Genomic DNA, 12606 nt, shown 5'->3' with positions numbered 1-12606 from the left:
TTACCAAGCTTTGTTTTAAGTGTTTTTGAGCTGGTTCCATTGCGGCTATTGGGGTACTCACAGGCATCAGGAGCATGCTTTTCATAGCCTACATGATTGTCCATTTCTGCCTGAAGCATCTCCTGGATAGCTTCTTTAAAGACCTGTTGCAATAAATCGCTGATGCCACCAGCACTGGATTGTTGCTTTATCTGCTCTTTGAGCAAAAGCTTTAATTGTTCGCTGACTTCCATAACAATAACTGTGTTTTAAAGTTAACCAATATCGTCCGGCAACAGCAGCAGAGGTAATCCTCATCTTCCAACTGCTGTGCCTCCCTATCCCTTTACACAGTTATCTAAACACTACCGAAGCCGGTGGCATAGTGCCAGGAGCCATAATAATTTGTAGTTTGGGGTTGAAAAGTTCCTTTAGGTCAAAAGGGCTGATTCGGGGCTGTCATTTTTAAGTTCAGTCAAATGGACTTTGGTGAAAAGAGCCCGTTATTTTATGAAGAGCAGAAATAAGATTGAGGGGTAAATGTTAACTAAACAAGTAATAACCAGTGATTTAGGTCCAGGTCAGTGGTATTATGAAAGTTTGGGGGATTATTCAGGATCCAGTGTTCCAGATACGCCAGCTTTCTTCAGCCTGGAGGATGAGCATGTCATGACCATTGGCTATCCGGGCACCCTGCTCCTCACCATTTTGAAGGAACCTGGTTTTTTCCGGGTTATATATAAGATCAAAGAGTAAATGACGGGTAGATACATATTCGTAAGGAATGGGTGGTGCATCATTAACATTAGGGTACATACCCAGTGGGGTTGTATTGATGATCAAAGGATAATTTTTCACAACATCTTCCCCTATATCCTCATATCCTAATCCTTCGGCTGTTTTACGCCTTGAAACCAGTTTATATTCTATACCGAGCTCCTTTAAAGCAAATTGCACGGCCCTGGCGGCACCGCCGGTACCCAAAATGAGGGCTTTATCATGCCCGGGCTGTAAATGGGTTTCCAGGGATCTTTTAAACCCCACAACGTCCGTATTAAACCCTTTTAATTTGCCTCCTGCTATTTTAATGCAGTTACAGGCTCCAATCTCCTTTACTACATCTGAAGCCTCATCCAGATAAGGGATCACCTCCTGTTTATAGGGAATGGTAACATTCAGGCCTTCCAGGTCGGGGTTGGATAATAAAAGTGCAGGTAGGTCCTCTATGGTTTTTAACTCAAAGAGATCGTACCTGCAATTATTGATATGTTCCCGTGCGAACTTTTGGGTAAAATAGTTTTTAGAAAATGAATGCGAAAGCGTTTTTCCTATTAGGCCAAAACGTCTCATTATGCATTTTCTTTATTCAGGTAAAGATGGAAAGTGTCACCTCTTAAACCTATACGCATTGTTTCCATGGGTATCACTTCAGTGGGAGCGATATTACCCAGGTTAACATTGGCACCCAGGAGCTCGATAAAGTAAAGCTGCTGCGCTTTTTGAGGAGCTTCCCAGATCACTTTATCACCAGGGATCTGCGTTAATATCTCCTGCACCAATCCTTCCCTCACTTCACCAGACCCACGGTAGATACCCACATTTCCTGCTTCGCGGGCTTCTGCAATCACATAGGTGGCTCCTGCATTCAATTCTGCACGCATCAATTCTATCCACTTATAGGGTGGAATGATATGAGCGGCATCTTTGCTACCTACTTCACTTAAAACGGTGCCATGCTTTGTCAGTTTTTCAATGTAGCCGCATTTTTCAGCATGCGGAATGGTGATAGATCCATCACTCACTTCCATATAACTGATACCAAAATCCTTACACACTTCTATATAATCATCAAACTGGTTGCGGATAAGGAAGGCTTCGAAAAGTGTACCTCCAAAATAAACAGGGATATCGTGAGAACGGTATATTTCTAATTTTTCTCTCAGGTTAGGGGTAACAAAAGAAGTTCCGAAACCGAGTTTTATAATATCAACGTGTGGATTGGAAACGCTTAGGAAGTTCCGTGCTTCTTCTACACTAAGGCCTTTGTCCATTACCATAGTGATACCGGCGGTTCTTGGCTTTTGATAGCGATCTGGAATTTGGGAAAGATTAAAATTCATTATTCGGCGGTTGTAAATATTGGGCGCAAAAATAGGGAAGTCTGCAAAACCGGTAGGTGATTATTATCTCCTGCCCTTTTTATATTGGGCTATAAGGTCCACTACGTGAGGATTTTGTAATATAGATGGATTCAATTGAATGAACTTCTTCAAATGCTTTGGGGTGGTAGATAAAGCCTTTTCCAAATACAATAAGGCCTCCTTGGATTTGCTCATGGCAAACAGAATAGCGCTCAGGTAATACAGGAACACTGCTTTATTGTCGGTATGACCGAGGGCCGCCTGGGCCTGCTGTTTGGCCTCTGTGTAGAATTCGGCAGTGTACAGGCACCGTATCAGGGCTTCCCAACCGGAAATATTTTTAGGCCTTACCCTTACTGCAGTAGATAAAAACTGGACGGCTTCCTTGATCTCGTTCATCTGCAACTTGCACTCTCCCATCAGCAGGTTATATTCTGCCTGCAGGCGATGGATCTTCAGGGCTGATTCCAGTTGCTTGATGGCGCTGCCATATTGGCCTTCGTTATAGTACGTACAGGCTATCTTATAATACAATTTGCTGTCGTCAGGATTGAGGTGAGATGCTTTCCTGTAATGAAACCTTGCCTGGGCATAGTTCTTCAGGTGATCATAACAGTGGCCAATGGCCTCATAAATCACTTCTTCAGGTTTGGATAGCTCCAAAACCTTTTCCAGGGCTTCAATGGCCTCCTTGTATTTCCGTAAGCGCAGGTAAGCATCACCGATATTGCGGTAGGCGTAATCAAATTTTTCATCGATAGCCAGGGCATACTGGTAGGCATCTATTGATTTTTCATACAATTTCAATCCCTGGTAAGCGGCAGCCAGGTTGAACCAGGCCAATTCACTGAAAGGATGATCCTCTATTATAGCCCTGTGCAGCTTGATGCTTTCTTCATTACGCCCGGTAAAGTCTGTCCAGAAACAGATCTTATATAATGCTTCCTCGTTGGTAGGATCTTCCTGGAGAATAACGGTCAGGCAGTCGAATACCTTATCAAATTCCTCGTAGTCGTCATACACATCCGCCAGCTCGAAAAGTAATTCGATCTTTTCCTCTCCTTCGAATGAAGCCACAGCTTTTTCCAGCAGTTCCACCGCCTGTTCATGTTTGTCCATGGCCAGGTAGGCATCTGTCTTGAGAATATAGAGGTTGATATCCCTGGCATCGAAAAGTTCCGCCCTTTCCAAGAGTTCAAGGGCTTCGCGGTATTTGCGGGTGGCCAGTAAAAGATCGGCCTTTCGGATGAGCAAGGGAGCAGAAAAAGGAAAATATTCTATGGCTGTTTCGGCAGCTTCCAGGGCTTTACTGATCTCTTCCTGGTCATCATAATAATCTATGATCTTTTCAAATGCCTCTTCTTCCAGGAATATGCCCGAACCACCATTGCGGAGGTTATTATAGTGCTTTAGAAGTTCATCAATACTTTCACGGTCATGGTATGGATCACTGATCATGTAAAATTCTTCTATAACAAATTACTCTTTCAAATAAAAACTACCAAGTTTCTGCAACATTTTCTTTCCCGGGACGTTAAACTAATTGTAAAGAAAGGAGAGCTGTGGTTGAAAGAATGTTAATATTTTTTACTACTTTTGTGCCAGAATGAACCTGACCGCCAAAATAAGCAAACACATCATCAAGAGAAAGCTGGCTACTGCTGTGCTTATAACAGCATCCCTGGCAGCTTTTGCTACTTTAGGTGATGGCGGTAAGAAATTCAAAAAATTCGCCAACTCTTCAACTTTTACTCCAAGCGCAAAGAATTTTAACCTGCGTTCTGGCTATAATTACAAGAGCAACAATTTATTCAGCATTGCCCCCCAAAAGCAATTTATCATGCTAAACACAGTAGCTACTTATCAAAAAGGCAATGCTACCTATGTTCTGCCCCTTAAAAAGAAGGTGATGCTTGGCAAGATTAAGTTCAATCCTGCTCTTTAGTTATCAACTTTTTTAATCTTTTCTTCCCCCCAGTTACAGGCCTTTTTTGCTTTCATCATAGGTCAACATCCTGTAACCTGATTTAGGAATGTCGAATTTCGCCGCAGGAACCGGGCTGAAACTAATCTTGGATACAGTGTAAGTCACCTTCAAATTGCCCATATTGGTCTCATATTCCAGTGCAAGGCCAGGCAGGTTTTTATTAGCATACTGGAAATCCTTGTTTTCAGGCAAGAGGTCAGTTGTGTACCAGACCGTAAAAGTGGTACCATCTTTTAGTTTACCAATGGCCTTAGCAGCCTTATATCCTAAAATGGTCCTGGAAGCGGTATTATCATAGGTAAAGCTTACATCTTCATATTTTTTATTGGCATCCTTCCAGTCATCCGGCTTCAGGTTGATCATGTATTTCTGTTCACCATATTCCTTAAGAATGACGATCGAATTTTTTGTACCATCTATGATGGTGGATTGTGTGCCAAGAGGACTCACCATTTCAGTCCGCGTCTTTGGACCTTTGATATAAACAGCGCTTGTAGCTCCGTCCAGGAAATCCGCACCTTGTGGCTTATCGGTTCCTGTGTTGATCACAATATCATAAGAGATGGTTCCTTCCGATATCCTTTTCTGTGCCATTGAAGGCAGTGAAGCAATGATCAAAAATGTTACTAATACCAGTCTGAAATGTTTCATGTGTTTTTATTATCCTTCTATAGACGAGTCAAATATCTGCAATAGTTGCGTAAAGAAAAATCCCGTCTTGTTAAAAGACGGGATTTGTTAAATCATTATAAATCAGTTCTTATTTTTTTTCTGCATCTCCTGAACCTTCTTCTGCTGTTCCTGCATTTGTTCCAGCCTTTCTGCCCATTTCGTCTTGGTCTTTGGCTTTTTCCGGTTCACTTCAATTTTTGCTAATATCTTATCATGGTCAATAATATAATTCTGAATGATGAATTGAAGCGCCAGGGTGATGATATTGGAAATCGTATAATACCATGTTAACCCTGAAGGCAAACCGTTAAAAACAAACAATAAAATGATAGGGAAAAAGTAAGGCATGTATTTCAACACAGGGTTGCCCTGGTCCGGTGTCATGCTCATGCTATAGATAGAGATCAGAAAGCTTGTTGCCACTGCTGTCAGCGTGAACAGGCTTAGGTGATTGCCCAGTAAAGGCATGTTGAACCCGAAGTGTAAAATGCTGTCATACTGTGAAAGGTCATCAGACCATAAAAAGTTTTTACCACGCAAAGCAACATTCGAATTAAAGAAACTATACAATGCAAAGAAAATCGGCACCTGCAGCAATCCCGGAATACATCCTCCCAATGGATTTACACCTGCCTCCCGGAACAGTTTCATTTGCTCCATGCTTATTTGCTGCTGGTCACTGCCATACTTGGCTTTCAGCTGCTCGATCTCTGGCCGCAATACTTTCATTTTAGCACCACTGAGGTAACTGGAATAGGTAAGCGGAGATATCAGTAAGCGAATGAACAGGGTCAGTAATAAAATGACAATACCATAGTTGTGGGCAAATTTGGTAAAGAAATCAAAAACAGGAAGAATGACCCAGCGGTTGATGTATTTGACAAATGAAAATATACCACTACCCAGGTTCACCATATCTTCCATATCATTGCCATAGGCTTTCAATATCTTATAATCCGTAGGACCATAATATATTGACATGGGTATAGAAGCGTTCGATGACGGAACGTGAATCTTTAAATTGGCAATAGCCTGGACTACTGTATTGGAATCGGTTGTTTGCGGAGCGGTCCAGTCAATACTTCCGGAAGTGAAATTATTTTTGGCGATCAATGTAGTATTAAAGAACTGCTGTTTTACAGAAACCCAGTTAACCGGCTTTTTGAACTCCTCTGTATTGCTGCTCATGGCAGAACTATGATCATATTCACCGTCTACCCTATAACTAACCTGTGATTGCTGTCTTTCGTATTTGAGGTCTTTTTGTAGTTGGAGGGCTTTATTCTGCCAGGTCAGGTTCAAGGTATTATTGGAAAGCAGTTGGTCTGCACCCGTGATCTCAAGGTTAAAATCAAGCATGTAGTTCCCTGGCTTTAAAACAAACTGGTGTTTGATCGTCTTTCCTGCAGAAGGTAATTCGTAGTTGACTACTATTGAATTATCTGCATTTTTTGTAACCTGCCCGCCTGTAAAATAAAAACTGCTGATAGAAGTTGTAGTATTGGGCGCGGGAATAATGGTATAATCAATTTTATCAAAACTGCTTGATGCCAGCTTTACATTGGTACTATCAGGAGCCTTGAAATTTTTCAGTTCAACTTTTTTTGGCTGTCCACCTTTATTGGAAAAAGTAACCCGGAGAACATCGTTCTCCACCACAGTTGTCTGTTCAGTGCCATTACTATAGGTTCCAAAGTCCCCGGCAATTGTTGGGTGGGACAAGGAGTCATTGTTAAGGCTGTCAGTTCTTTGCGGATTGGTGGTGATCTTTGGCTGGTTGGCTTTGGCTATGGAATCCTGTTTAGCCCTTTGCTTTTGGTAAGCAACCTGTTGCTGATTATTGAAATAAAAGTATCCAAAGAACAACAGAGCCAGTACAACAAAACCGATAACGGTATTACGGTCGAAATTCATCTTGTAGTAAATGATTTGGAGCCAGGTATGTTTTAAGCCTGACTGGCCTTCATACCCCTGTCCTTATTAAAGTCGGCAAAGATAGGCAGAACTCTCAATTGGCCGGATGAATTAAGGCACAAGGAGAACTTAAAACTTCTGTTAAGCTCAAACCTGTGCCTCTAATTGAAAAAATATGATTTATCAGATCATTTCACCCTGTAATAAGGGATTTCGGGCCGTGATCTTTTGTTCATTAAATCGTTTGGCGGCGCCCACAAAATGAACAAACAGGGGATGTGGGTTCTCCACAGTACTCTTTAACTCGGGGTGGTATTGACAACCGATAAAGAAGGGGTGATTGGCCACTTCCATGATCTCCACCAGCCCCGTTTCAGGATTCCGGCCGCTGGCTATCATGCCATTCTGTTCATATTGGTCCAGGTATTTATTATTGAACTCATAGCGGTGCCTATGCCTTTCATTGATCAATGTTACCCCATAGATCCTATAAGCCAATGTGCCCTCCTTGATCTCGCAAGGGTAAGAACCAAGACGCATGGTACCTCCTTTGGCAGTAATCTTCTTCTGTTCCTCCATCATATCTATTACGGGTTCGGATGCATGTGGATCCATTTCAGAAGACTGGGCGTCCTTAATGCCCAATATATCACGCCCGTATTCAATAACAGACATCTGCATACCCAGGCAAATACCAAAGAATGGCAAACCTGATTCTCTTGCAAACTTTACAGCAGTGATCTTACCTTCCACTCCCCTATGGCCAAATCCCGGTGCTACTAACAACCCATCCAGGTTTTCCAATTTCTCAGCAACATTATCACAGGTAATAAATTCTGAATGTATCGGAACCACCTGGACCTTGCATTCATTTACAGCACCAGCATGGACGAAAGCTTCTAAAATTGACTTATAGGCATCCTGGAGCTCAACATATTTACCAATTAACCCAATGGTGATTTTTGCTTTTGGATATTTTAGTTTATCCAGAAACTCCTTCCACCTGGCAAGTTCGGGTTCGTGAAAATTGGTAATATTTAATTTCTTTAAAACAATGAGATCAAGCTTCTCATTCATCATCAGCAAAGGCACTTCGTATATAGTATTGGCATCTGGCGCTTCAATGACCGCCTCTGTTTTAACATTGCAAAACAGTGCAATTTTTTTCTTTAATTCAATGGTAAGCGGTTCTTCAGTTCGACATACCAAAACATCGGGGAATACGCCACTTTCACTAAGAAGCTTTACTGAGTGTTGCGTAGGTTTGGTCTTTAATTCTTTGGCAGCTTTCAGGTAGGGAATTAGCGTCAGATGAACTACCAGGAGATCTTCCTCAGGTAATTCCCATTGCAATTGACGGATCGCCTCTATATAGGGAAGTGACTCAATGTCACCTACAGTTCCTCCTATTTCAGAAATGACAATATCATATTCATTTTTCTGTCCCAGTAAGATCATTCTTCTTTTGATCTCATCGGTAATATGCGGGATAACCTGCACCGTCTTACCTAAATAGGAACCTTCTCTTTCCTTATTAATTACCGTTTGGTAAATGCGGCCGGTGGTCACATTATTAGCCTGGGAAGTAAATATGTTGAGGAAACGTTCATAGTGGCCAAGGTCCAGGTCAGTTTCTGCACCATCTTCTGTTACAAAGCATTCTCCGTGTTCGTAAGGGTTTAAAGTACCGGGATCCACATTAATATAGGGATCGAATTTTTGAATGGTAACCCGCAATCCCCTTGCCTGTAATAACTTGGCAAGTGAGGCTGCAATAATTCCCTTACCTAATGAAGAAGTAACTCCGCCTGTAACAAAAATATATTTAGCCATTATCAATGGTTTGCCCTGTTGATGAACAGGAGTTTGAAAATTATACTGGTTGAATTAGAAATAAGCTACATCTTTTTCCGTTTCACCTGGATTTCAGGTCCAAAGGCAAAAGCATATCCATGTGGATAAAGGTCTCAAATCAATGTAAATGTGCTTACTCTATTGACCGTGCGGAATGGTCAAAATATTCCGGGGGGTCATGCAAACCTACAGCTATTTTTTAAGCGGGAAAAAGCTTTTAACAAACCTGTGGAAAAACGGTGGTTAAATCCTTAGAGCATTCCTAAAGCTTCTGATTCAATTTCTTTAGATAAATGCTTTTCAATGGATGAATCATACAGATCCTTCCAGTTGGTGATATGTCCCCAATCTGCACCGTCAATTTCAACTTTTCCAGTTGAAACCACCCCGATTTCATGGTGTGGGAAGTGTCTAATCGTATTTTCAAACGCTTCGAAATTTGCAGGAGAAATAGAAACAACCACGCGGCTTTGCGCTTCTCCAAACAGGAAGGCATCTTTGCGAAGGTCCTTATGGGTGCGAATGGTAAATCCTAATTCATTGGTAAACCCGCTTTCGCAAAGCGTAATGAATAAGCCACCCTCACTGAGGTCGTGTGCGGATTCAATGATCCCTTCTTTAATAAGTTCCGAGATCTTATTCTGCAGGTCGTATTCCTCTTCAAGGTCGAAATAAGGAGCCGGGGAATATTCAACACCTCTTAGCTTATGCAAATATTCCGAGCAATTCATATCATCTTTTAGATGCCCGATAATAAATATGGAATCTCCCTCGGTTTTAAAATTGAGGGTCATTTTTTTACCGGGATCATCTACTAAGCCAACCATGCCAATTGTTGGTGTTGGATAAACAGGACCTTCAGGATTCTGGTTATAAAAACTCACATTACCACCTGTGACCGGCGTATCAAATTTCCTGCAAGCCTCTCCCATTCCTTTGATGGCATTAACAAACTGGTAATATACTTCCGGGTCGAAGGGATTTCCAAAATTCAGGCAATTCGTTACGCCAAGTGGTTGCCCACCGCTGCAAATAATATTGCGCGCAGCTTCGGAAACTGCTATCATAGCACCTTTGTACGGATCGGCATATACATAGCGGCTATTGCAATCGACTGTCACCGCCAGGGCCTTTCCTGTTTCCCGAACCAATACAACTGCTGCATCGCTTGGGTTATTGGTGGAAGCATTTACGGTGCCCACCATACTGTCATACTGGTTATATATCCAACGCTTGGAAGCTATAGATGGTAATTGAATTAATTGTTCTGCCATTGCCTTTAGATCTTTAGGCTGTTCTATTTCCATGGTATCGAATTTCTCTATCTCATCGAAATAGGAAGGCCTGCGGAAATCCCTGTTGTATTGTGGGGCGCCTCCACCTAAAACCAGTTCCTGTGCTGGTATTTGAGCTTCCAGCTCACCATTGATATAAAAACTTAATAATCCATCAGTCGTTACTTCACCTATCACTGAACTTTCCAAATCCCATTTATCAAAAACTTTTTTAACCACATCTTCCTTACCTTTTTCCACTACCAGCAACATCCTTTCCTGGCTTTCACTTAATAACAATTCCCAGGCCTTCATATTCTGCTGGCGTGTAGGCACCTTATCCAGGTCTATCCTCATGCCCACCTCACCTTTAGCACTCATTTCAGCAGTGGAACAAATGATACCAGCTGCACCCATATCCTGCATACCCACTACTGCCCCCGTCTCTATGACCTCAAGACAGGCTTCCAGTAATTTTTTCTCCTGGAAGGGATCACCCACCTGCACAGCAGGTAATTCTTCCGTACTTTCTGCAGTGATGTCTGCTGAAGCAAAAGACGCTCCTCCAATTCCATCTTTACCCGTAGCGCTTCCTACATACATTACAGGGTTTCCTTCTCCCAATGCAGTTGCAGAAACAGTCTTACCTTCTTTAACTATACCCACACTCATGGCATTAACGAGCGGGTTGGTATGATAACAATTTTCAAAATAGATCTCCCCTCCAACGGTAGGAACTCCAAAGCAATTGCCATAATGGCCAATGCCATGTACAACACCAGCCAGGAGATGCTGTGTCTTTGCTTCTTCCAGGTCTCCGAAACGCAGTGAATTTAAGGCAGCAATAGGCCGGGCACCCATAGTGAATATATCCCTGTGTATGCCACCAACACCTGTAGCAGCGCCCTGGAAAGGTTCAATGGCGGATGGGTGGTTGTGCGATTCTATTTTAAATACAACACCATAACCATCACCTATATCCATCAAACCTGCATTTTCTTCTCCTGCCTTTACCAACATCCTGGATCCTTCTCTTGGCAAGGTCTTTAGCCATTTGATTGAATTTTTATAACTGCAATGTTCACTCCACATGCCTGAAAAAGCACAGAGCTCATTGAAATTAGGCGTGCGACCTAATTTTTGTTTTATGAGTTCAAATTCTTCTTCTGTCAGGCGTAGTTGCTGGGCTGTTTTTGCAGTAATTTCCATGATGTTGTTATGAAAGGCGCAAAGCTAAGGCCTAAAATGTATAAAATAGCAACAGCCTTAAAGCCATAAACCAATAACTAAAATCAAGGGTTAAATCAATATCTCCGGGAAGCTGTTATGCATCGTTAAGAGTTCTCAACTTCTTTTGGTATTTTGTGCCGATAAACTGAAACCGGTTGGAGCATTTGTTGTTTGCTGCTTATCTTATTTTTTTCGCATGGCTGATCACCAGGATCAAATTTTTCACTAAATCCGGATTAACTACCTCGCAATTAATCATTCTTTTTTTATTAAAAGTAATGGCGGGTATAGTGTATGGATGGATAGGCGTGTATTATGGCCAGATGGCCCAGATGGTTGATACCTGGGCGTATCATTACGAAAGCATCCAGGAATACCATTTATTGATCTCAGATCCGGCGGAGTTTGTGGCCAGTCTTTTCAGAAGTAATTATGAAGGCGGATATACCAATTTCCTGCAAAGCCACAACTCCTGGTGGAATGACCTGAAAGCTAATTTCCTCATTAAGATCATGGCCATCTGGAATGTTTTCAGCTTTGCACATTATTACATCAACCTGATCTTCTATTCTTTTATTACGCTGTTCGGACCTATAGCCATTTACAGGGTCATGAAAGATATTTTTCCACGCAGGAAAATTCCTGTATTGATTGCAACGTTTCTTATTCCTTCATTTATTTACTGGACCAGTGGGTTACATAAAGAAGGATTGATCTTTACCGGTCTTGGTCTGATATGCTACCATTTATACTATGGCTTTAAAGAAAACAGGTTCTCTATTTCCAGGTTATCGATGATCCTTTTAGGGTTCCTGCTTGTGTTGATCCTTCGGAATTTTTTGATCCTTCCCCTACTCACTGCAATCATAGCTTGGATAGCCAGTGAAAAATTACAATTGAAACCTATCAAGGTTTTCGGAATTATATACCTGGCTGCCCTGTTGATATTCTTTTGTGGTAAGTACATTAATCCCAGGCTTGATTTCCTTGATGCAGTAGCTGTCAAACAAAAAGAATTCATGGACCTCGGTGGAGGATCGGCCATACAGGTAAATTCCCTGCAACCAACGATCTCCAGTTTTATACAAAATACACCGCAGGCTTTTCTGTTAAGCACGATCCGGCCTTTTCCATCAGATGTGCATCACCTGCTATCTCTTGCAGCAGCAGCCGAAATCAATACTGTGCTCTTATTGTTTATAGTTTTTCTTTTCTGGAGAAGGAATGGGATCCATATAAATCCTTTTCTGATGTTTTGCCTGTTCTTTTCCTTTTCCGTCTTAATGATGATCGGGTATAGTGTGAATGTGTTGGGAGCCATAGTGAGATACAGGAGTATCGTGATCCCTTTCCTTATTGTTCCCCTGATGGCAAGGATTGACTGGGACAAAGTGGGAAGGTGGACATTAGGCAACATAAATAATAAAAATAATATTTAGTTTTTTATTCATTACCCTTCTAAATCTAAGCTCTGCATTGCATATTTTATAGTTTGCGAACAAGTTTATCCTCTTTTTTATCACATTTCACCAAATATTGTCAATTTATTCCTTAG

Annotated in this window: 10 protein-coding genes; 2 read left to right on the top strand and 8 right to left on the bottom strand. The window is 41.7% G+C overall.

Going from position 1 to position 12606, the window contains the following annotated elements:
• The 4 genes from BP74_RS13990 to BP74_RS13975 all read right to left on the bottom strand — a co-directional run.
• Window positions 1–233 (bottom strand): transposase (locus BP74_RS13990; protein WP_496374972.1); only part of this gene is annotated, 233 nt, incomplete at its 3' end.
• Between the two features lie 358 nt (window positions 234–591).
• Window positions 592–1329, bottom strand: coding sequence for a shikimate dehydrogenase family protein (locus tag BP74_RS13985; RefSeq protein WP_496374971.1), 738 nt, complete (start codon window positions 1327–1329; stop codon window positions 592–594).
• Window positions 1329–2099 (bottom strand): phosphosulfolactate synthase, encoded by a 771-nt coding sequence (locus BP74_RS13980; RefSeq protein ID WP_072836863.1) that lies wholly within the window; start codon window positions 2097–2099, stop codon window positions 1329–1331. Before BP74_RS13980 ends, BP74_RS13985 begins: the two co-directional genes overlap by 1 nt.
• 63 nt (window positions 2100–2162) lie before the next feature.
• Window positions 2163–3578 (bottom strand): tetratricopeptide repeat protein, encoded by a 1416-nt coding sequence (locus tag BP74_RS13975; protein WP_496374970.1) that lies wholly within the window; start codon window positions 3576–3578, stop codon window positions 2163–2165.
• A gap of 148 nt (window positions 3579–3726) precedes the next feature.
• Between BP74_RS13975 and BP74_RS13970 the strand changes: the two genes are divergently transcribed.
• On the top strand, window positions 3727–4065 hold the full coding sequence (locus BP74_RS13970) for a hypothetical protein (protein ID WP_496374969.1): 339 nt from the start codon (window positions 3727–3729) through the stop codon (window positions 4063–4065).
• A gap of 33 nt (window positions 4066–4098) precedes the next feature.
• Here the strand turns inward: BP74_RS13970 and BP74_RS13965 are convergent, their stop codons facing one another.
• From BP74_RS13965 to purL, 4 genes are all read right to left on the bottom strand, one after another.
• Window positions 4099–4758, bottom strand: a complete 660-nt coding sequence (locus BP74_RS13965; RefSeq protein WP_496374968.1) for a hypothetical protein — start codon at window positions 4756–4758, stop codon at window positions 4099–4101.
• A 102-nt stretch (window positions 4759–4860) separates the two neighbouring features.
• The gene (gene yidC / locus BP74_RS13960) at window positions 4861–6693 is read right to left on the bottom strand and encodes a membrane protein insertase YidC (RefSeq protein WP_496374967.1); all 1833 of its coding nucleotides are present in this window, start codon (window positions 6691–6693) and stop codon (window positions 4861–4863) included.
• A gap of 183 nt (window positions 6694–6876) precedes the next feature.
• Complete coding sequence (pyrG, locus tag BP74_RS13955; protein WP_496374966.1) at window positions 6877–8526, bottom strand: CTP synthase; 1650 nt, start codon at window positions 8524–8526, stop codon at window positions 6877–6879.
• A 272-nt stretch (window positions 8527–8798) separates the two neighbouring features.
• Entirely contained in the window at window positions 8799–11030 is a 2232-nt protein-coding gene (gene purL, locus BP74_RS13950) for a phosphoribosylformylglycinamidine synthase subunit PurL (protein ID WP_496374965.1), read from the bottom strand.
• 176 nt (window positions 11031–11206) lie between these two features.
• Here purL and BP74_RS13945 point away from each other — a divergent pair, with 176 nt between their 5' ends.
• Window positions 11207–12490, top strand: coding sequence for a hypothetical protein (locus tag BP74_RS13945; RefSeq protein ID WP_496374964.1), 1284 nt, complete (start codon window positions 11207–11209; stop codon window positions 12488–12490).
• The last annotated feature ends 116 nt before the right edge of the window (window positions 12491–12606 follow it).

This window comes from Flavisolibacter ginsengiterrae DSM 18136, assembly GCF_059568575.1.
This window is presented reverse-complemented; position numbering and strand designations above follow the sequence as displayed.